At 67.1% G+C, this 21184-nt stretch carries 19 protein-coding genes; 6 read left to right on the top strand and 13 right to left on the bottom strand.

The window, feature by feature from the left end; translation table 11 throughout:
- The first annotated feature begins 124 nt into the window (after positions 1–124).
- Positions 125–1114: a stealth conserved region 3 domain-containing protein gene (locus ACVJ6E_RS14195; protein ID WP_158592713.1), complete on the top strand. Its 990-nt coding sequence runs from the start codon at positions 125–127 to the stop codon at positions 1112–1114.
- A gap of 4 nt (positions 1115–1118) precedes the next feature.
- Here ACVJ6E_RS14195 and ACVJ6E_RS14190 read toward each other — a convergent pair whose 3' ends face one another.
- Positions 1119–2237: a glycosyltransferase family 4 protein gene (locus ACVJ6E_RS14190; protein WP_120269525.1), complete on the bottom strand. Its 1119-nt coding sequence runs from the start codon at positions 2235–2237 to the stop codon at positions 1119–1121.
- Positions 2234–3007 (bottom strand): CDP-alcohol phosphatidyltransferase family protein, encoded by a 774-nt coding sequence (locus ACVJ6E_RS14185; RefSeq protein ID WP_120269526.1) that lies wholly within the window; start codon positions 3005–3007, stop codon positions 2234–2236. The genes ACVJ6E_RS14190 and ACVJ6E_RS14185 overlap by 4 nt, the downstream gene beginning before the upstream one ends.
- 81 nt (positions 3008–3088) lie before the next feature.
- On the opposite strand from ACVJ6E_RS14185, the gene ACVJ6E_RS14180 reads away from it, so the two are divergent.
- The gene (locus ACVJ6E_RS14180) at positions 3089–3844 is read left to right on the top strand and encodes a phosphocholine cytidylyltransferase family protein (RefSeq protein ID WP_120269527.1); all 756 of its coding nucleotides are present in this window, start codon (positions 3089–3091) and stop codon (positions 3842–3844) included.
- An 81-nt stretch (positions 3845–3925) separates the two neighbouring features.
- Here ACVJ6E_RS14180 and ACVJ6E_RS14175 read toward each other — a convergent pair whose 3' ends face one another.
- Both ACVJ6E_RS14175 and ACVJ6E_RS14170 read right to left on the bottom strand, forming a co-directional pair.
- On the bottom strand, positions 3926–5149 hold the full coding sequence (locus tag ACVJ6E_RS14175) for an LptF/LptG family permease (protein ID WP_120269528.1): 1224 nt from the start codon (positions 5147–5149) through the stop codon (positions 3926–3928).
- A 3-nt stretch (positions 5150–5152) separates the two neighbouring features.
- Positions 5153–6376, bottom strand: coding sequence for an LptF/LptG family permease (locus tag ACVJ6E_RS14170; protein WP_158592714.1), 1224 nt, complete (start codon positions 6374–6376; stop codon positions 5153–5155).
- A gap of 308 nt (positions 6377–6684) precedes the next feature.
- On the opposite strand from ACVJ6E_RS14170, the gene ACVJ6E_RS14165 reads away from it, so the two are divergent.
- Entirely contained in the window at positions 6685–7164 is a 480-nt protein-coding gene (locus ACVJ6E_RS14165) for a phosphatidylglycerophosphatase A family protein (RefSeq protein WP_120269530.1), read from the top strand.
- A 7-nt stretch (positions 7165–7171) separates the two neighbouring features.
- Here the strand turns inward: ACVJ6E_RS14165 and ACVJ6E_RS14160 are convergent, their stop codons facing one another.
- The 9 genes from ACVJ6E_RS14160 to acuI all read right to left on the bottom strand — a co-directional run bounded on the left by ACVJ6E_RS14160 (position 7172) and on the right by acuI (position 17660).
- A complete protein-coding gene (locus tag ACVJ6E_RS14160) occupies positions 7172–7957 on the bottom strand; it encodes a phosphatidate cytidylyltransferase (RefSeq protein ID WP_120269531.1) in 786 nt (261 codons plus the stop codon).
- An 11-nt stretch (positions 7958–7968) separates the two neighbouring features.
- Positions 7969–8808: an SDR family oxidoreductase gene (locus ACVJ6E_RS14155; protein WP_120269532.1), complete on the bottom strand. Its 840-nt coding sequence runs from the start codon at positions 8806–8808 to the stop codon at positions 7969–7971.
- Between the two features lie 2 nt (positions 8809–8810).
- The gene (locus ACVJ6E_RS14150) at positions 8811–9923 is read right to left on the bottom strand and encodes an inositol-3-phosphate synthase (protein ID WP_120269533.1); all 1113 of its coding nucleotides are present in this window, start codon (positions 9921–9923) and stop codon (positions 8811–8813) included.
- Positions 9924–10044: 121 nt separating this feature from the next.
- A complete protein-coding gene (locus tag ACVJ6E_RS14145) occupies positions 10045–10722 on the bottom strand; it encodes a DUF4833 domain-containing protein (RefSeq protein WP_120269534.1) in 678 nt (225 codons plus the stop codon).
- A gap of 60 nt (positions 10723–10782) precedes the next feature.
- The gene (locus ACVJ6E_RS14140) at positions 10783–12024 is read right to left on the bottom strand and encodes an aminotransferase class I/II-fold pyridoxal phosphate-dependent enzyme (protein WP_120269535.1); all 1242 of its coding nucleotides are present in this window, start codon (positions 12022–12024) and stop codon (positions 10783–10785) included.
- A gap of 606 nt (positions 12025–12630) precedes the next feature.
- Positions 12631–13749, bottom strand: a complete 1119-nt coding sequence (locus tag ACVJ6E_RS14135; RefSeq protein ID WP_120269536.1) for a 2-aminoethylphosphonate--pyruvate transaminase — start codon at positions 13747–13749, stop codon at positions 12631–12633.
- On the bottom strand, positions 13746–14888 hold the full coding sequence (gene aepY, locus ACVJ6E_RS14130) for a phosphonopyruvate decarboxylase (RefSeq protein ID WP_120269537.1): 1143 nt from the start codon (positions 14886–14888) through the stop codon (positions 13746–13748). Before aepY ends, ACVJ6E_RS14135 begins: the two co-directional genes overlap by 4 nt.
- 24 nt (positions 14889–14912) lie before the next feature.
- The gene (gene aepX, locus ACVJ6E_RS14125) at positions 14913–16532 is read right to left on the bottom strand and encodes a phosphoenolpyruvate mutase (RefSeq protein WP_199681288.1); all 1620 of its coding nucleotides are present in this window, start codon (positions 16530–16532) and stop codon (positions 14913–14915) included.
- Between the two features lie 135 nt (positions 16533–16667).
- Positions 16668–17660, bottom strand: coding sequence for an acryloyl-CoA reductase (gene acuI, locus ACVJ6E_RS14120; protein WP_120269538.1), 993 nt, complete (start codon positions 17658–17660; stop codon positions 16668–16670).
- Between the two features lie 244 nt (positions 17661–17904).
- Between acuI and ACVJ6E_RS14115 the strand changes: the two genes are divergently transcribed.
- From ACVJ6E_RS14115 to ACVJ6E_RS14105, 3 genes are all read left to right on the top strand, one after another.
- Positions 17905–18744, top strand: a complete 840-nt coding sequence (locus ACVJ6E_RS14115) for a hypothetical protein (protein WP_147421882.1) — start codon at positions 17905–17907, stop codon at positions 18742–18744.
- Between the two features lie 497 nt (positions 18745–19241).
- A complete protein-coding gene (locus tag ACVJ6E_RS14110; RefSeq protein ID WP_147421883.1) occupies positions 19242–19487 on the top strand; it encodes a hypothetical protein in 246 nt (81 codons plus the stop codon).
- A 296-nt stretch (positions 19488–19783) separates the two neighbouring features.
- A complete protein-coding gene (locus ACVJ6E_RS14105; protein WP_120269540.1) occupies positions 19784–21019 on the top strand; it encodes a CaiB/BaiF CoA transferase family protein in 1236 nt (411 codons plus the stop codon).
- Positions 21020–21184 lie beyond the last annotated feature (165 nt).

The following is a 21184-nucleotide window of genomic DNA, read 5'->3' as shown; positions in this document are numbered from 1 at the left end:
TCTGCCCCAAGCCTCATGCGGGGAATTGCCCCTTCGCCGGCATCGGGTTTATAGAGTTCGCGACCAAATGAGAACCGGGAAACGCGCGCAGTGCGCTCCCGCAACCGCGTGCCTCGAGGGCCGGATGATCGCAGCAACGGGGCGGGGACAGGGCGAGGACAAGGGCGAGACGGTCGACATCGTCTACACCTGGGTGGACGACAGTTTCCCCGGCTATCGCGAGCTGCTGGCCACTCATGCGGGCACCGCGCATGACAGCAATCCCAACCGCACCCGCGACAATCTCGAGCTTTTGCGCTACTCGCTGCGCTCGCTCGACGCACATGTCCCCTTCGCTCGCAAGATCTACCTGCTGAGCTGCCGGCCGCAGATCCCCGCCTGGCTGGACACGGATCACCCCGACCTCGTGGTGGTACATCACGATGACATCATGGCGCCGGAGATCCTGCCGACCTTCAACTCCTTCGCCATCGTCAGCCATCTGGCGAAGCTGCCGGGCCTGTCGAGGACTTTCCTCTACTTCGAAGACGATATGCTCGCCTTTTCCCCGCTGAAGCTGGCCGATTTCCGCGGACCGGACGGGCGGGCGAAAGCGTTCCTGACAGGGAAGGCCTCTCCGGTGCTGGCAGGCCTCGACCCGGAGCGCGCAAGCCCCTGGAACCTGGCCATGGCCAATGCCAACCGCTTGCTGGAACAGCGTTTCGGCCCCGGACGGCGGCGCTATCTCGCCCACGGACCACAGCTGATCGACGCCGCACTGTTCGAGAAGATGTGCGAGGAATTTGGCGAGGTGATCGAGGCGACGCGGGCAAGCCGCTTCCGCGCCGGCCATAACGTCCCGCCGGAATACCTCTACCCGCACTTCGCCGCGGAAAGCGGCCACGCTCACGCCGTTTCCCCGGCCGAGACCCGGCGCGCGATGGGCTATGCCTCGCTGGAAAACTTCCTGCCCTGGACCTTCGCGCAGCTTCGCTATCTGGAATGGGCAAAACCGCTGGCGGTGACGCTGAACGACAGCTTCGGCACAGCGCCGAACCCGCGCGTCGTCGCCCATATGCGCCGCACGTTGGAGCGCTGGTTCCCCGTCCCCTCCCGCTTCGAGAAGCGGGGATAGGGGCTCACGGCAGGCCGAGCGCCTCGCGGTAAAGCCTCGCAAAGACGGGACCCGTGCCGCGAATGTCGGCGTCTTGCGCGCGGGCATCGGCCCAGGCGGTGAGGCGATCGCGGGCCGGCCTGTCCCCGGCAAGGGAGACGATGCGCTGCGCCAGCGCGCCGGCATCGCCCGGCGGCACCAGGAGCTCCGCGCCCTCCCCGTTCATGACGCTGGCATAGCCGTCATTCGCCGCCGCGACCGGCAGGGCGCCCGCCGCCATCGCCTCGACCAGCACAAGGCCGAAGCTCTCGCCGTAAGGGGCAGGCGCGGCAAAGATATCCGCCCCCCCGACCAGGGCACGCGCGGTGGCATCGTCCGGCTGGTCGACAAGGCGGATACGCTCACCGCGAGGGAGGACAAGCGCCTGCTCGACGAGCGGCCGCAACTCCCCGCCACCGGCAATGGTGAGACGGGCCTCCGGCAGTGCCGAGGCGATCTGCGGCCACGCGGCCAGCAGCACATCGAGACCCTTGCGCGCCTCGAACCGGCCCAGAAAGACGATCTCAAGACCCTGATTCTGCTTTATCTTTCGCGCCTGACGCCAGGGCGCAAGGTCGACCGAGGGCGGCACCACCTCCACCCGCGCATCGCGCGCGGCCGCGCCCAGATGCGGCAGCGGTGTCGGCGAGGGAACGACGACGATCCGCGAGTGCGAGAGGAAGTGGCGGGCGGCAATACGCAGCACCCGCGCGGCGAGTCCGGAGACATCCGCTGCCGGAAGCGTCGCATGGAAGGTCGTCACCGTCGGCAGGCGCAGCTCCCGCCAGACCTGCCAGGCGACGAAAGGTGTCCAGGGCGTGTGCAGATGAACGAGATCGGCGCCCCAATCGCGCAGGTCGGCGATGAGCCGGCGCCGCTCGGCCCGCAAGGCATAGCTCACCTCGAAGCGGGTGCCGAACATCGACACCATCCGGGACTTGCCGCAACACTCTGTTCCGTAAGCGCAAATTCCATCGGGCGTCGGCGGCGCGACGATGCGCACCTCGTGCCCCTCGCCCCGCAGCCATTGCGAAAGGTCGCGCACATGCGACTGGACGCCGCCGGGCCGGGCCATCGCGTAAGGAAGGATCTGGACGATCCTCATGCGCCCTCGCCCGGCCAGTTGCGGAAACTTGTCCACACCGCATCCCCGACATCGAGCAGGGCATAGACCAGAACAAAGATCACCATCGCCGGCAGAACGCCTGCGAGAGCTGCGATTCCAAGAAAAATCGGCAAGGCACCGCTCATCCCCGCCACCGTGCGCTCGGCGAGAACGACAAATCCCCCTTGCGCCGATTGCCCGAGGGGCGCCGCCGTGCCGGGGGCCACTGAGGCGGGACGCGCGTCCCGCACCACCCTTGCATAAAGGCGCAGCCACGCCGCCGCGACCGCCGCGACAGTCCAGAACAGGCCCATGGCCTGCCCTGCCCCGGCCATCCGGTCGGCGAGGATGCCGATGCTGGTGTAGAACAGGCCCCACTGCGCCATGTCGATGACGAAATCGAGCGCCGCGCCCTTCGAGGAGCTGCGGCCCGTGGCCCGTGCCAGCCCGCCGTCGACGCAATCGAGGATCTGGAAGGCGACCGCAAGTAGCACGGTGGCGAGGGCGGCAAACCCGAGCGGCAGCAGCAAGGCCGCGAGCGGCATCGCCAGCGCCAGCGGAAAGGCGGCGAGCGTCACCGCCGTCGGCGAAACCCCCGTCGGTGCCAGCCGCGCGACCAGCCACAGGCTGGGCAGGCGGTACAGCACCGCCACCGCCCAGTCGCTGACGAGCTCGCTGCGGAACCTCTCGCGCCGATAGCTGCGCCAGAGGGTACGAAACGTCAGATCCGGCTGCATGATGTCCAGATAGTCCCTGCCTGCCTGCGCCATCGGCCCTCCCCCAGCCGGCTATTGCCCGCGGCCCGGCGCTCCCCTATTAGTGGATCGCCTTTATCACATTCCGGTTGATCCATGCCCACTATCAAAGCTGTTTTCCTGGCTGCCGGACGCGGCGTGCGAATGGGCGAGCGCGGCCGCATGACCCCCAAGGGCCTGATCTCGCTTGGGCCCCAGAGTTTCCTGGAAGATGCGATCGACACGCTGGCGATGCACGGCATCACGGATATCCGCGTCGTCACGGGCCATCTTGCCGAGCATTACCGCGAGCTGGCGGCAAGCCGCCGGCCCTCGCTCGACCTGCGGCACAACGACAACTTCACCACCAAGGGCTCACTGCAGAGCCTGATGGTGGGGCTGGACGGGCTGGACGGCCCGTGCCTTGTCCTTGAGTCCGATCTGGTGTTCGAACCGCGCGCGGTCGCTGCCGCCATCGCCGAGCCGCAGGCGCCGGCGCTGCTCACCTCCGGCAAGACCGGGGCGGGCGACGAGGTGCATGTGTGGATCGACGACCGGGAGGGACGGCCCTGCCTGCGCGACATGTCCAAGCTGGTCGACCGCTGGCACGACGCACCCTATGGCGAACTGGTCGGCCTGACCTACCTGACCGGCGAGGCGGTGGCGCGGATGCAGGAAATCGGGCCGCAGATGATCGCGCTCGACCCGATGGCCGACTACGAGAGCGGCGTGGTCGAGCTGGCCCAGAGCCAGCCCGTCATCGTGCCGCGGATCGACGATCTCGCCTGGGCCGAGGTCGATAACGAGGCGATGCTCGCACGGGCCGCCGAGCTGGTTTATCCCCGCATCGAGGCGGCGCGCCGGAAGGGCTGATCCCCGCGACAGATTTTGCGACGGATTTTGCGAAATTCCGTCTCGAAATCGCGAAATTTCGAGACGGCCTGCGCAAACCGCTCAATGCGGACGCGACAGCATCCGCTGCGCCACGAGCACCCCGACGAGCGCCAGGAAGATCGACAGCCAGCTGCTGGTGAAACCGGACAGGACGCCGATCTCCCCCATCGCCCAGGAGACCTTGGTCGCAACCAGGGCGAGATATCCCGCAAGCGCCAGGACGAGGATACGCAGCGGCGCGACGACGCGCCCTGCCCCCGCGACCGGAGCAAGGCTCGCGCCCAGCAGCGCGTAGGCGCCGGGAAGGAAGAACGCCGCCCAGCGCCGCCACAGCGCCGCGTCGACATCCGGCCCCTTCAGCGGGTTGGTATCGCGCGCCAGCACCTCGAGCGGGGCCTGCGGCAGGTAGAAGGCGGCGATGTCGTAATAGGAGAGCGCCTCGGGCACGATATCGAGCTGCAGCTCCAGGCTCGGATACTGGCTGATGAGATAGAGCGAGGTCTGGGCGTAGGCGGGCGGCGCGCCGTCGCTGCGCGACTGATCCTCGCCGGGCAGCCGCGCCCACAGGTCGACATCGGTGAAGCGCCAGAAGCCGGGCCGGTCGGCCGGGACGCCGTGGCGCGCGACGATCACGTCGCGAAGATCGCCGGCGACCACCCCGCGATAAAGCTCGACATCGGCAAGCTCGGGCTCGGCGCTGCGGATCACCCGCGCCTTCAGCACCGCGCCGTTGACGACGAACCAGCTCGGCTCGCCGAGATCGCCGTCGGCAAAGCGCCGGCCGTAGCCGCCGAGCTGAAGCTCGGCCTGGGCAAAGACCGCCGCCGGCCGCCACCAGCGCTCCAGCGAAAACTGCAGCGCGCCGGTGAGAGCTGCGAAAAGACAGACCACCAGCAGCGTCTGGCGCGGCGACCAGCCGGCCGCGGCGATCACCGTGGTCTCGCGGTTGAACAGGCGCATCAGCTCGGCCGCGAAGACACCGATGAAGCAGGCGACGGGAAACAGCCGCGTTGCGATGTCGACCGCGCGGTAGCCGAGATAGGTCGCGACCAGAAGAACGCGCGAGCGCCCCAGCTCGTCGGCCCGCGCCAGCACCCCGTCGAGCGTCTGCGCCAGGTCGATGGCGAAGGCGACGATCAGGAACATGGTCATGACCAGCGCCGCCGCCTTCAGGTGCGTCGCCAGGATCCGTCGGCCGATCAGCCCGAAGACGGGCGTGCGCCGCCGGGCTGCCGGCAGGGCGCCGGACGCGAACAGAGGAAGGGCGGAGCCGGGCGCACGCATGGGTCAGGCCCGCTCGTTGACCGGGCGCAGCAGCACGGAGGCGCGGGCCCGAATGCCGGCGACCGCGACCAGCAGCACCAGCAGGGCGGCGGCAAGGCCGATCATCGCCAGCGCCTGCGGCTGGTCCGCTGCGAGCCGGCCGAGAGCACCGCGCAAGACGATGTCGAAGGCGAGCAGCGCGCCGCAGGCGAGCGGCAGCGACAGAAAGCCGAAGACGCCGCGCCCGGCGAAGACGCACGCCAAGAGCGCCAGCAGCGGCGCGACAAAGACGGCAATGGCCCGCGAGAGGCGCTCGCCGGCGATCTTCAACGCCTCGCGCCCGGTCTCGCCGGCGGCCTGGCCCTCGCTCAAGGCCTCGAACACGGTCCACTCTTCGGCGACATCGCTGCGCAGGGCGTGGTTGAGGATGTTGTCGAGACTGACCGGCAGCGACACGTTCTCGACCTTGACCTGGGGGAGCGCGGGAATGTTGGCGACGTCCGGCCGGCCGACGGCAAAGAGGTTCGGCCCGCGCCCCTGGCGCAGCATGCCGGCGCCCTCGCGCGCCTCGACCCGGACGAAATCGTAGGCAATCACCCGGCCGAGCCCGAGGCTGTAATTGCCCTCCTCGTCCGGCCCGGCCAGCTTCCAGTCGGCGGCCTGGGTGACGCGCCAGCGGCCCGCCTCACCCGGCTGATGCACGAAGAGGCTTTCGTGCGGCGGGGTGACGGAAGTGTCGGACAGGGCCGCGAAGGTCCGACCGCGAATGGTCTCGACCAGGGTGCCCTCGCTCGGCCCGGTGATGCGGGAAAACAGCAGCTCGCTCTTCAGCTGGAAGATCACGGTGCGGGTGGCGTTGCGCGCCAGCGGATCGATGACGCCGGAAACCGCGAGGCTGGCGAGAAAGGCGAGCGCGCCGAGAGAGAGCGCGACGCGCACCGGCAGGCCCCAGGAGACGCCGGCCGCCGACAGGGCGACGAGCTCGCGCTCCTCGCGCGCGGCGACGAAAGCGAAATAGCCGCCGATGACGCAGGCCAGCGCCAGCGCGAAGTCGAAGATCTCCGGCGAGGTGAGACCGAGAACCGCGAGCGCGTAGAGCAGGTTGCCGCCGTTGCCCAGAACCTCTTCCAGGATGCCGGTCAGCTTCTCGGCGAGGAACACGACCTCGATGATGGCGACGACGAGCACCACCCGGCCGAGCACGCGCGCGAACAGGGACCGCGCGGCGAGAGAGGCAAGCGGTCTCACCTTACCCCGCACTCCGTCCGGCAGATCGCCCCGTTCCGCATGTCGCCCTGCATCGCTCTCCGTCGTATTTCATGCTAGTCACCCGAATCTGAAGTTCGTCACATTTGGCAGCAAGCTCTGTACGAACTTCAGATTCAAAAGGGTGACTAGTAAGTTTATGTTTCTAGTGTGGTTTTCGAATTTGAAATACGCTCCGACGGTTGCCGCAAAACGAGGCGTATTTCAAATTCACCACACTATAGCCCGGCCTGCCGCGCGGCATCCCGCCCGGTGGTTCCGATTCCGATCCTCATCATAGGCCGGCCGCAATGTCCCGTCTTGTCCATAAGCCGAGCCAGCGGCTCGGCCATGTCCTGGCCCTGTCCTTCGGCGCCGGCCTGTCGCCGGTCTGGCCGGGAACGGTGGGCGCGGCTGTTGGCCTCGTCATGGCGGCGGGCCTTGCCCCCTTCTCCGCCGCGATTCAGCTTGCCGGTCTTGCGCTGCTTCTGCTCGTCGGCATCTGGGCCTCCGGGGTCGTTGCCGACGCAACCGGAACCGACGATCCGCAGATCGTGGTGATCGACGAAAGCTTCGGCGCCGCCGCCGTGGTGCTGGCGCTGCCGGCCGAGCCGCTGTGGTGGATCGCCGGCTTCGTCGCCTTTCGCGCCTTCGACATCCTCAAGCCCTTCCCGGTCAACTGGGTCCAGGACCATGTGAAGGGAGGCGCCGGCATCATGCTGGACGACGCCGCCGCCGCGCTCTACGCGATCCTGGTCCTGTGCCCGCTCGCCTGGCTTCTCGCCGGCTGACAGGGCGTTACGGCGCAAGGCGCAGCAGGGCGACCAGCGCGGGACCCGCGATCAGCCAGGCATCGACGATATCGAGCAGCCCGCCCTGACGCGGCAGCACCTGCGGGTAATCCTTGACGCCGGACGCCCGCTTCAGCCGCGAGCCGGCGAGATCCCCGACCACCGCCGCAACCGCAATGACCGCCGCCGCCGCCAGCGACAGGCCGAGCGACCAGCCGAGCAGCAGGGGACCGGCGACCGCCGCGGTCAGCGCCAGCATGGCCGCGCCGATGGCAAGACCCTCGACGGTCTTGCGCGGGCTGAGACGGGGGAAGGCCGGATGCCGGCCGAACAGCTTGCCGCCGAACAGGGCGTAGCTGTCGTAGGTCTCGACCAGCAGGAAGGCGAGCACCAGCACGCCGGCATTGGCCGGATCGACCCCGGCGGCAACGAACAGGGCGAGCGGCAGGCCGGGAAAGAGCAGCACCTCGCCGGCAAGGCGCACTGTTCCGTGCGGGCCTCCAGCGTCTGCATGCCGCCGCCAGGCAACGCTGACCGCCTCATAGGCAACGCGCGTCGCCAGTGCGGCCAGCGCCAGCGAGAGCACGATCCCACCGGCAACGAAGGGCCCGAGCCCGCCGCCGACGATCACCAGCTCCGTGCCGAAGACGGGCCAGAGCGGACGGGCCTGCGGCGCCGTTGCCGGCACGAGGCTGCCGAGCGCCAGCAGCACGCCGCCGATGGCAAGGCAGACGAGAACGGCAAGCGCCGCGATGTCGAGGGGAACGAGGGCCGGCATGGACGAAACCATCATGAGAGCTGCGCTCAGTCCCGGTGCGAGCGGGCAACGCGCGCCTGCCACAGGCGCAGGGCGGGCGACAGCAGGCTGTGGCCGCGGGCGAGCAGCTGCATCTGCAGGCCGGGCGCCACGGTGAAGCGGCCCTTCTCGGTGGCGAGAATGATCTTTTCCGCCACCCGCTCGGCCTGCCAGAGGCCGCCGCCGGCGGTGATCGCCTTGGTGGCCGCCGGCTTGGTCTCGTTCTCGGCGACGAGCTGCGGCGTGTCGGTGTCCGGCGGATAGGCGAGCGTCACCGAGATGTTGCGGTCGGCAAGCTCCACCCGCAGGACCTCGGCAAGGCCGCGCATGGCGAATTTCGAGGGCGCATAGGCGCCGTAGCCGTAGATGCCGAAAAAGGCCGCACCCGAGGAGACGAAGACCATCCGCCCGCCGCCCGCATCGGCCATTGCCGGAGCGAGCGCATGGGCGACATGCAGCGCACCGAGATAATTGGTGCGCATCTGCATGAGGTGATCGTCGAGCGGCTGTTCGAGAAAGCGGCCCGGACGGGCAACGCCGGCATTCATCACCGCCCAGCGCGGCACGCCGAGCTCGGCGGTGATGCCGGCGATGGCCTCGCTTGCCTGGTCAGCATCGCCGACATCCGCAGTGCGCACCGCGATGCGCGCCTGCGGAACAGTGGCGGCGATCTCGGTGCGGGCGGCTTCCAGCCGCTCGGCCCCGCGCGAGACGAGGGCAAGGTCGAAGCCCTTGCGCGCCAGCGACAGGGCCATGGCCCGGCCGATGCCGCTGCTGCCGCCGGTGATCAGGGCGACGGGACGCCCGGCGGCGCCGAGCAGTCCTGCCCCTGTCGCGGCGGCCGCCATGGTCAGGCCGCCTCGCCGTTGGCGAAGGCGAGCAGGCGGTCGTAGCCCTCGGCATCCTCGATCTGCAGCGGCGGATGCTTGAACAAGAACGCGCTCGCATCCTCGACCGGGCCGGCAAGGCCACGGTCGGCAGCGATCTTGGCGCAGCGGATGGCGATCAGCGCCATGGCCGCGGCGTTGGGGGAATCCTCGACTTCCAGCCGCATCTCGACATGGGTGCGCACGCCGCCGAACAGCCGGCCCTCGAGACGGACATAGGCGACCTTGCGGTCGTTGAGCCACGGCACGTAGTCCGACGGGCCGATGCGGATCTCGCTGTCGGAGAGCCGCGCGTTCATCGCGGTCTGCACGGCCTCGGTCTTGGACTCCCGCTTCATCGCGAGGCGGTCCATGTCCATCATGTTGAGGAAGTCGGTGTTGCCGCCGACATTGAGCTGATAGGTGCGGTCGACCTTGACGCCGCGCATGTCGGCCAGCCGGGCGAGCGCACGGTGGGTGATCGTCGCGCCGAACTGCGCCTTGAAGTCGTCGCCGACGATCGGCACGCCGGCGTCGCGGAAGCGGGCGGCCCAGACCGGATCGGAGGCGATGAAGACCGGAATGCCGTTGACGAAGGCGCAGCCGGCTTCCAGCGCGCATTCGGCGTAGAACTGCGTCGCCTCGACCGAGCCCACGGGCAGGAAGTTGATCATCACGTCGGCCTTCGCCTCGCGCAGGGCCGCAACGATGCCGGCCTTGTCGAGCGCCGGCGCGCTGGAGACGACGAAGCTGCGGTCGGGCGCCTGGTTGCGCATGAAGGCGGAGACGCCGTCGAGATCGGGGCCGCGCAGCACCGGAGCGGTCATGCCGCCCAGGTCCTTGTGGAAAATCTCGGTGCAGTTGGGCAGGGCAACGGCCGCCTCGCCGACGGTGCGTCCGACCTTGCGCGCATCGACCTCGAAGGCAAGCACGATGTCGACGTCTTCCGGCCGGTAGCCGCCAAGCACCGGGAACGGCACGCCCACCGCCTCCTCGCCCAGCGCCCGGCAATAGGCCACGCCCTGGACCAGCGAGCTTGCGCAATTGCCGGCACCGACAATCGCGGTGCGGATCGTTTTCGCGGAAGAAGCGCTCATACTGTCTGGTTACCCCCGAACCCTGCCCGGACGGTACCGACCGTCCGCTCGTCTGGATGCTGTCGCGCGCGGAAGTCCGCGCGCCTGATGCCTGCCGCCGGCAAGGCCGGCGCGGCAAGCGTTACTCGATCTCGATGCGTTCGACCAGCGGCTTGCCGGTGTCCGCGTCGTGCCCCATCACCAGCACCTCGCGCACGCTCGGCATCAGCCCGCTCTCGTCGACATCGGCATAGGCATAGGCCATGCGCATGGTGCGCCCGCCGACGGGAAGCAGAAGCTCGGCCCGGCCGGGCTCGACCAGCCGCAAGGTCGCCGGCCGCTCGGAATAGGACACGATATGGATGCGGAAGACGTCCGGATCGCTGGTGGCGCGCGAGCGCACGCCGAAGGCGAAACTGTCCTCGATCATCTTCAGCGGCAGCTGCTCGCCGGTCGTGTTGAACCGGCGCCAATAGGCGACGAGCGGCTCGCGCGGGTCGAGCTTGCCGTCCTGCGTGAAGCGGGCGGCGTAGACCACCGTGTTGGAGTTGCTGGAGCGCTGAAGATAAAAGACCTGGCCCGGGTCGCTTGGCACCGGAAACTCCGGCCGCACCACCGGCAGGCTGGCGACCTCCGTGACGACGGAGCCGAGCGCCTTCTGCGCGTTGCCCGGTGTGATGCGGGTCCCCTCGATGGCCTGAGCCGCCGGCGACAGGGCGACAAGCGCGGCAAGAAGGAGACCCGGGAGGCGAAGCGAACGCCCGGCAAGGGTCGTCCGCGGTTGATCCGGCTGGATGCCGGCCCGTTCGTCAGCTGTCATGGCGATGCCAACTCCGCTCGGTGCGCGCCCCGTGCCCCGATTGTTCCGGCCGGGCCGGCGTCAGGCGCCGGCGACGGCCTGTTGCAGCAGCTCCGCCTGCGCCGAACCCTCGCCATGGGCCACCGCGGCGGCAATGGCGATGGCCTTGTCCATCTGCTCGTGCGTATGGGCGGCCGACAGGAAGAAGCGGATGCGCGGCTGGTCCTTCGGCACGCCGATCTGGACGATCGGCGGGGCGTAGACGCCCTGCTCCAGCAGCGCCTGCGAGGCGATCATCGTCTGCATCGGGCTGGAGAACAGGATCGGCACCACGCCGCAGCCGATGGCCGGGCCGGTGTTCAGCCCCATCGAGCGGGCGCGATCGCGGAAGTAGAGCGAGTTCTCGTGCAGCCGGGTAACGCGCTGCGGTTCGGCCTTCAGCTGCGTCAGCGCGCCATGGGCGCTGCCGAGCGTCGCCGGCGACAGGCCGACGCTGTAGACGAAGCCCGGCAGGGTGAAGCGCAGCCAGTCGATGACCCCCTGCTCGGCGCAGATGAACCCGCCGGAGGACACGAAGGACTTGGACAGGGTGCCGACCGTCAGCTCGATGCGCCGCGGGTCGATGTCGAAATGCTCGCACAGGCCGCGACCGGTAGCGCCGAGCACGCCGTAGGAATGCGCCTCGTCGACGAGGAGCCAGGCGTCATGGGCTTCCTTCATCTCGACCAGCCGCGGCAGGTCGGGAATGTCGCCGTCCATGGAGTAGAGGCCTTCGACGACGATGAGCACGTTGCGATACTGGCCGCGCACTTCTTCGAGCTGGCGCTCCAGATCGTCGAGATCATTGTGGTTGAAGACCCGATGGTCGTAGCGGCCGTTCTTGGCGCCGACGAAGATCGAGTTGTGGGCCAGCTCGTCGATCAGAACGAGATCGCGCGGCCCCATGAGGAAGTTGATCAGGGAGACGTTGACCAGATAGCCGCTGACCAGCGACATCACGTCGCCGACCCCGAGGAAATCCGCCAGCTCGCGCTCGAAGGCGCGGTGGCCGGCCCGCTCGCCGCCGACAAGGCGCGAGGCGCCGACGCCGGTGCCGAGCCGGTGCAGCTCGGTGCTCGCCGCCTCGATCACGTCCGGATGATTGCTCAGCCCGAGATAGTCGTAATGAGCGAAACTGACGAAGGGAATGCCGTTGCGCTCGCAGAGCTCGCGCTGCTGGTCGACGGGAAGAAAATACGGATTGTGCTGCTCGATGATCGCCTTGCCGGCCAGACGAAAGCGGCGCTCAGCGACAACGGAAAAGCTCGGCCGATCAGGCTTCATTCTTGCTTACCCCCAAACCCGAACCAGGATCGAAGACCGTTCGAGCTGTCTCAATTTACTAGGAGCCGACACCTGCAGCACAGTCGGCGCGCCCGGGAAGGCGACCTGCAGGACATGGCAGCCCGGCTCCCAAAACCATCCGGGCAATCGTCGAGGTCATCGGCATTCCGGCACGGGTGGTACAAAGGCGGCAACTGCCTGTTTGCCCTGCAAGCCCCCTTGCAAGGAGCAGTCTGCCGCCAAGCCCCCACTCAGACGGAAATCGCTAAATAGCCGAAAGGTGGGAAACTGTCGAGTAAGCCGACGAAGGGAGAGGGGTGATACGGACGCAGCGCCCGTGCTCCGCGCCCCGCGCCCCTGTCGAAGGGGGCCTGAGGGCTTGCCTCGGCGCGCCTTCGCCGGCAGCGGCATCACCTTACGGAATATCGGCGGGCCGGATCGGCCGCGAACGAGCAGCGGACCTCGCGTCCCCACCGGTTTCCGTAGCAAATGTGCGGACGGTGCCCGGCGGGACGGTGCGGCACCGGGGTCCCGGCCGCCGCCGGGCGGGCGCTGCCGGAGGTCGATAACGCACGGCAGCGCAACCGGTTCACTCCGCCCGCCCGATCAGCGGATCAATTTCTGTTTCAGGTCTGTCACAACTGCTTCCGCCGCCGCGAGGAAGCGCTCGATCACGAGAGAATCGATGGCCCCGATCGTGCCGACGCGGAAGGTTCCGAGCGCCTTCATCTTGCCCGCGTAGATGGCAAAGCCACGCGATTCCAACGCATCGTAGAAGGCGGAAAAGTCGTACCAATCCTCCTGCGGCTCCAGGAAGGAGACGATCACCGGCGCCTGCAGCGCAGGGTCGAGCGCCGGGACGAAGCCGAGGCGGGCCATGCCGGCGATCAGCGTGTCGCGGTTCGCCGTGTAGCGGGCGAGCCGGGCGGCCGGACCGCCCTCCTCGGCAAGCTCCTGCAAGGCCTCGTGAAGGGCCGCGACCACATGGGTCGGCGGCGTGAAGCGCCACTGTCCGTCGCCGGCAAGCGCCCGCGCCTGATCCTCCAGATCGAGCGCCAGCGAGACCGAGACACCGCGACGGGCGGCGAGCTCATCCGACCGGCAGACCACGAAGGCAAGGCCGGGAACGCCCTGCAGGCACTTGTTGGAGCTGGCCGCGAGCGCCGAGATGCCCCAGCCGCTCATGTCGACGGCAATCGCGCCGAAGCTGCTCATGGCATCGACCAGCAGCCGCCGGCCGGCGGCCCGGACCACGGCGGCGATCTCCTCAAGCGGATTGAGCAGGCCCGAGGTCGTCTCGCAATGGACGATGGCCACAGCCGCAATGCCGGGATCGGCGGCGAGCCTTTCGGCAAGCGCCGCAGGATCGTGCGCCTCGGTCTCCGCGACCTCGACCACGTCGCAGGGACGGCCGAGCCGGCGGCAGATCTCCGCCATGCGCCGGCCATAGGCGCCGTTGACCAGCAGCAGCAACCGCTCGCCCGAGGCAAGCATGCTGCCGAGCATCGCCTCGACCGCGAAAGTGCCGCTGCCCTGCACGGGCACGCAGACATGATCCGCCGCCGTGCCGCCGGCAAGACCACGGACCCGCGCCAGGACCTCGCCGGCAAGGCGGGTGAAGGCGGGATCGCGCGAGCCCCAATCGCGCAGCATCGCCGCCTTGACCCGATCGCTGGTGGTCAGCGGGCCGGGCGTCAGCAGGACGGGACCTTTGGATGCGCTCATGCGGCACCGGTGAGATGGGCGCGGAAGCGCCGGGCGACCTCGCGCGGGGCGACGGTCGGACGGCCGAGACCGGCGACCTCCTCGGCGGCGACCTTCACATGCACGAAGCGCGGTCCCGGCACGGCGAGCGCCGCATCGAGCGCAGCTCCCGCTTCGGCAAGGCCGCTGGCGCGGGCGGCAAAGCGGTAGCCGCAGGCCGCCGCGACCGAAGCGAAGTCCACATGCGCGGAGACGGTCGCCTGGCCGCCGGTCGACAGGTGCCGGCCGTTGTCGAGCAGCACATGGGTGTAGCGGGCCGGCGCCTCGGCGCCGATGGTCGCCATGTTGCCGAGCTTCATCAATGCCGCACCGTCGCCGTCGAGCACGGCGATCTCGCGCTCGCAGTTGAGCGCAGCACCAAGGCCGATGGCACTGGCCCCGCCCATGGAGCCGACGCAGTAAAGATGGCCGGCATGGTCCTGAAGGGTGAAGAGCTCACGCCCGGTATGGCCGGTGGTGGCGACAAGGCCGGCGCTTTCGGGCAGCTTGTCGCGCAGCAGCGCCAGCACGTCCATGCGGCGCGGCAGGCTCGCCCCGCCGCCGAAGTCGACCGGCGCAACGCGCGGTGCCGGCTCGGCCCGCACCTCGTCGAGCGGACGCGGCGCGATCGCGCCCTTCGGCTGCACCAGCCCGACCGGCTGGCCGGTCGCGCGCATATGGGCAATCGCGCGCGACAGCACCGGCTCGATGTCGGCGGCTGCAAGCGGGAACGGCTCGCCATGGACCCCGGCAAGCGCAAGGAGCTGCGAGGTGATCTGGCCCATCAGCTCGTGCTGCGGCTCGTCCTTCACCCCCGGCTCGCCGCGCCAGGTGGCGATCACCAGCGTCGGAATGGCGAAGGGATGGTTGAGCGAGGTCAGCGGATTGACCGCGTTGCCGAGCCCGGAGTTCTGGAACATCACCACCGTCTCGCGGCCCGCGCACCAGGCGCCGGCGGCAATCGCCACCGCCTCGCCCTCGCTGGTCGCGCCGACATAGCGGGCCTCGCGGTCGGAGATCACCGCGTTCATCAAGGGCGTCAGGAAGCTGCAGGGCACGCCGGTGAAGAAGTCGATGCCCTGGCGCTTGGCCGCGGAGAGAAAGTCGCCCGCCTCGATCATCGCCCTTGCCTCCAGGCTCTCCGCTCAGACCGCATCGCGCGCCTGCGCCAGGTCCATGAGGTCGTTCACATTGCGCCAGAAGCCGGTGACATAGACGACGCCGATGCGCTCGCCGGCCGCCGCCATGCGGGTCAGCACCGCGCCGAGATCGGCGCTGGCAAGGCTGCCCTCGGCCGCCATCTCGTCCAGCGTGCGGCGCAGGCGGGCAGCGCCCGCGGCACTCGCCCGCATCAGGCCGACCCACTCGCCGTCGCCGCCCTCGCCAACGAAGCCCTTGAGCAGCGGCGTTTCGGCCTCCGGGTCGAGATCGTCGGAGAAGGGAAGCGTGCAGGCGACGGCGTCGCGGCCCGCACGGCCCGAAACGCGCGGGTCGACCGCAAGCACGATGTCCTCCTCCCGGTCCTCCAGCATCGCCAGGAAGAACGGACGGTAGAGAATGTCGCCATAGGAGACGATGGTGTCGCCCTCGCCGAGCGCCAGCGACAGGGACTGCGCCTCGCCGCTGGTCTGGTACTCCGTGTTCTCGACCAGCGAGATGCCCGGCGCCTCGACCGCATCGGCCTTGTAGCCGACGACGACGCGGATATCGGCAACGCCGTGGCGCGTGAGCGCCTCGACCTGGCGGCCGAGCAGCGAGGTGCCGCGCACGGGCAGCATGCATTTCGGCCGGTCCAGCGTCAGGTCGCCGAGCTCCTCGCCGCGCGTTGCGGCCAGAACGATGGCGCGGCGTGGCGCGGTGGCGGCAAGATAGCGCTTCTCCGCCTCTTCCAGCTCCTGCGAGCCGGCGAGCGAAAACACGTCGCCGAGCGGCGCCACGTCGCTTTCGACCTCCAGCAGGGTCTGGTGCTCGCGCAGGACCGCGCAGGTGTCGCGCATGGCGCGGATCGAGGCGCGCAGGTTGTGGTTGGCCCAGATGATCATCGAGGCGCCGGCCTCGCGCAGCTTCTCGGTCGGCGTGCGGTAATACTTGGTCGGGATCAGGATCACCGGCGCCCGGTCGCCGAACTCGCGGCAGAATTCGATGATCTCGTCGGCGGTGCTCTTCTTGGAGTGGATGACGATGGCATCCGCCCCCGCATCCGCATAGGCATGGGCGCGCTTCAAGGCCTCCTCGAGGCCCCGGCCGGCGATCAGCGCCTCGACGCGGGCGACGATCTGGAAGTCCGGATGGCTCTGGGTGTCCTTGCCGGCCTTGATCTTCCCGCAGAACTCGTCGATGTCGGCGAGCGGCTGGTTCTCGCCCAAGAACGAGTTGGTCTTGGGGAAGATCTTGTCCTCGATGCACACGCCGGCGATGCCGCGATCGCACAGCTTGGCGACGAAGCGGCGGAAATTGTTGAAATTGCCGTAGCCGGTGTCGCCGTCGACGAGGATCGGCAGGCTGGAGGCATCCGACATGTATTCCAGCATGTCGAGCACCTGGGTCCAGGACAGCTCGTTGTTGTCGCGCACGCCGAGCGCCGCCGACATGGACAGGCCCGAGGCCCAGATGCCCTCGAAGCCGGCTTCCTCGACGATCTTGGCGGACAGGCCGCTATGCGCCTCCATCAGGAAGGCGAGATCCGGACGCTGCAACAGCTCGCGCAACCGGGTGAACCTGGAGACCGGCGCCGATGCGCGGTCGAGTGCGACGTGCTTTTGCAAAACAACTCCTTTCGGCCGGCCTGCCGGCGCCCGTTCGTAAGGCGGCTCATTGGTAGCGAAGCGCCCGCCAAAAGAAAAGACGGGGCGAGAGGCCCCGTCCGTTTCTGCACCGGACCGTCTGTCGGGAAAGACGCCTCAGGCGTTGACGTCGACGACGACGCGCCCGCGCACCTCGCCGGCAAGGATCGCCTTGCCGAGCTCCGGCAGGTCGGCAAGGCGCGCCGGCACCACCATCCCGGTGAGCTTGTCCATCGGCAGGTCGGCCGCGATCCGCGACCAGGCCCGCACGCGGTCGTCATAGGGGCGCATGACGGAATCGATGCCGAGCAGGTTGACCGCCCGCAGCAGGAAGGGAACGACGCTCGCCGGCAGGCCCGCCCCGCCGGCCAGCCCGACGGCGGCGACCGAGGCGCCGTATTTCATCTGCCCCAGCACCCGCGCCAGCATCGCCCCGCCGACCGCATCGACGCAGCCCGCCCAGGTCTCGCTCTCCAGCGGCCGCTTGACCGTTTCCGCGATCTCCTCGCGCGCGACGATGCGCGAGGCGCCCAGCCCCTTGAGATAGGCTTCCGTCTCCGGCCGGCCGGTCACCGCCGCGACCTCGTGGCCGAGCTTGGCAAGAATCGCGGTCGCGACCGAACCGACGCCGCCGGCAGCGCCCGTGACCAGCACCGGGCCATTGCCCGGCTTCAGCCCGTGATCCTCCAGCGCCATCACGGCGAGCATGGCGGTGAAGCCGGCCGTGCCGACCGCCATGGCATCGCGGGTGGTGAGGCCCTGCGGCAGGGGCACCAACCAGTCGGCCATCACCCGCGCCTTTTGCGCATAGCCGCCCCAGCGCACCTCGCCGACGCGCCAGCCGGTCAGCACCACCTTGTCGCCGGGCGCATAACGCGGATCGGAGGAGGTCTCGACCGTGCCGGCAAAATCGATGCCCGGGACATGCGGCCAGGCGCGCACCAGCCCGCCGCCGGAACCGAGGCACAGCCCGTCCTTGTAATTCAGCGTCGAATACTCGACCGCCACGGTGACGTCGCCCTCCGGCAGACGGTCTTCCGTGATCGCCTGGACCCCAGCCGATACGGCCCCTGCCTCGTCCTTGTCGACGACCAGCGCGTTGAAGCTCATGGCTTTCCTCCCCTCGAACCTAGCCTTCATCTCTCCGCCCATTGGTACCGGCCCACAGCAAGGATGAAAAGCGGCGCGGCGATGGGGCAAGCCTCTACCTGCCGGCTTGCGCGACGGAGCGGGCCGGGTAAATATTCATCTAGTCAAATTAATGGAAAAATTTCGGATTCAACCGTGACCACGGCACACCAGCAGAGCTAATATAGCAAGATGGCAAGCCAATTATAATTAGGATGATAATATTATGCGGTGGCTAAAAACAAATATTGAAAGAATATCCAAACTGAAAGCAAATGGCTCGCCGGAAAGCCTCACCTACGCTGCATTGGAGTGCCGGTTAGCGATTGAGCGCGTCTGCTATGAACGACTCAGCCTCGCGCACGACTATATATCCCACGACGATATCCGGAAGTGGCAACCGAAGGATATTGTAAACAAATTAATAGAAGAAGTTGATGGCAAGATTGCCGCCTCCTATACGTTTTCAATTAGCAAGGAGCCCATCAGCAAGGAGGACGACCTTACAAAAGAAGACTACGAGGCCATTGATTATGTGGAAATCGGCACTCACGTCGGCTTCGACCCGAAGAAAATGGGTAAGCTCTGGAATGCAGTATCCTATTTCCTGCATGTGAAAGTCCCGAAGCAAAAACACGAATCGGTTACCGAGTATGGCGAACCGGACACGCTGGCGAAGAAGATCGACGAAGTTCTAGTCGAATTAGAGCGCCTTTCTGAAGGCACGCTAATTGCGAGTGGGCTAGGTGAAACAGTAAGCTTCAAATGCGAGTGTGGCGCGGCAAATAAGCGCCGCGTTTCGTTGTTGAAAGACGGTCAGACCGTCAGCTGCATCAACCCGAATTGCTTAGAACGTTGGAGCGTTCGGTTAGAGGGCGACGAAATCAGTTTCCTGAGGAAGGAAATCAGCGTTCCCTGTCGTTCCTGCTCAGCGGAGACGGCTTTTCCAGAAAAGGTGATGCTCGGCCTCGAGCGAAAGCAGGCGCTTCATTTCACGTGCGACGAGTGCAACGAGAATAACTTCGTAATGTGGCGGCTACAGCAGGTCTCTAAAGGCGGCGCGTAACGGAAATACCGAGATGTTCTTGTTGCTGCGTAAGCCGATAATATTCCTGCATCATCTTGTTCACCTCAGCGGCTGTCGCCCCCTTGATTTCAAGATGTTTCGTTTTGAATGAAGCTGTGGGCGTCAACCGGCAAGCTGCGAGGAGTGCCCTGCCCTGCTCCACAATCGATGCCCACATCGCCTTGCCTCCAAACTTCCGCGTCAAGAGAATCGATAGCAGATGATGATTGCTTACATCATCCGCGCAGCTACGCGGATGAACCTACCCCCATCTGAAAGGGCTTAAGTGCGAAAGGCAGAAAATTGGCCAAGATGGCGGATTCCTGCCGCGCTGAGGAATGCTGCAACAATGTTCAGCGAAGTTAAGTGCGGCCGCGGGACCACGTCCACCGTTTTTCAATTACGTTCGAAAAGATGTATTGCATCACAATGGTTAATTTTGGTTAACTTTCAGTTGCCACAAGGCGGACCACAAGCTCAAACTTGAAGGGAAAGGTATGGCTTGGAAAGAAGCAGTTCCGGCGTGCTTCGGCGCAGCAGACGCCAAGTTTGCTAATCACCCGGCAGACGAGGGGCGCGCCAAGGAAGTCATCCAAAAAGCAAAAGCCGAAGGAGCTTCGGTTGAAGATTTACAGAAAGAAATGCTCTGGCATCTATATAAAGAATATAACGAATTAGGAATTGATAGTCATTTCAGGGAACAACTAGAGACAGCAAAGAAGATTTGGGATAATTTTTCCTAAAAATATTAGGAAACCCGAATTACTTTTCTGAAAATAAAAATTAATATATTCAAATAAAGGTAGTTAATACTAAGAGATATCGAAATCAAATATGCCTTCATCAACACTAAATGGGAGAAGATGAAACGGAAGTTCGCCACATTACTTGAATAGCCGATCCCCACCCACCGGAATGATGTTCTCACGCCAAGTCATTGGACGCATGGCGATGCCGGGGCTATGACCGGGGGAAGCTTGCTGCTCTTCGCATTGAGGAAAGCAGGACAGACGTTCAGGAAGGAAGGCGTTTCCCGATCATGACCGCCCCGCTGTCGCATCTGCGCGTGCTCGATCTCTCCCGCGTCCTGGCCGGCCCCTGGTCGACGCAGGCACTGGCCGACATGGGCGCCGACGTCATCAAGATCGAGCGCCCCGGCAGCGGCGACGACACGCGCGGCTGGGGCCCGCCCTTCGTCGCGGACGGGCCGGCGGCCGGCGAAAGCGCCTATTTCATGGCCGCCAACCGGGGCAAGAAGTCCGTCGCCGTCGACATCGCCAGCGAGAGGGGGCGCGCGCTGATCATCGAGCTGGCGAAGAAGTCCGACATCCTGGTGGAGAACTACAAGGTCGGCGGGCTGAAGAAATACGGCCTCGACTACGATAGCTTGTCCAAGATCAATCCGGGCCTGATCTACTGCTCGATCACCGGCTTCGGCCAGACCGGGCCCTATGCCCAGCGCGCCGGCTACGACTTCATGATCCAGGGCATGGGCGGGCTGATGTCGGTGACCGGCGAGCGCGACGCGCTGCCGGGCGGCGGACCGCAGAAGGCGGGCGTCGCGCTTGCCGACATCCTGACCGGGCTGAACGCCACCATCGCCATTCTCGGCGCCCTCGCCCACCGCGAGCGCACCGGCGAGGGCCAGCATCTCGACATCGCCCTGTTCGACGTGCAGGTCGCCTCGCTGGCCAACCAGGCGCTGAGCTATCTCGTCTCCGGCACCTCGCCCGTGCGCATGGGCAACGCCCACACCGCCATCGTGCCGTACGAGGTCTTCGCCAGCTCCGACGGCCACCTGATCCTCGCCGTCGGAAACGACGGCCAGTTCGTCCGCTTCTGCGAGGTCGCCGGCCGGCCGGAGCTGGCCGCCGATCCGCGCTTTGCCGTCAACCGCGACCGGGTCGCCCACCGGGAGATCCTGGCGCCGATGGTCGCCGAGATCATCAGGACGCGCACGACCCGCGAGTGGATCGCCGACCTGGAGGCCGCCGCCGTGCCCTGCGGCCCGATCAACACCATCGCCGAAGTGTTCGAGGAGCCGCAGGCCAAGGCGCGCGGGCTGATGAACCCGGCCCTGCCGCATGGCAGCGGCGGCACCGTGCCGGGCGTCGCCAGCCCCTTGCGGTTTTCCAAGACGCCGGTGAACGACAAGGTCGCCCCGCCGATGCTGGGCGAGCACACCCGCGAGGTGCTGGCCCGAGTCCTCGGCCTCGATGACACCGAGCTCGACGCGCTGGAGGCGGGCGGGGCCGTGCAGTCGCGCAAGGGCTGACGCACGCTCACGCCTTGAACAAATTTTGAGCACATTTTTGCCGCGATGCACAATTGTGCAATTTCATTGTGCGCCGCGAAATCGGGCAGCGCGCAGCGTGACTGACGCTGCGTCCCCCGCAAGCTGCGACGAATCCGGCGTTTTTCCGCTGCAAACGGCCTTCGC

The sequence above is a fragment of the Stappia sp. G46H5W genome (assembly GCF_058448995.1).
Note: the sequence above shows the minus strand (reverse complement) of the source record. Positions and strands in the feature narration are given on the sequence as shown.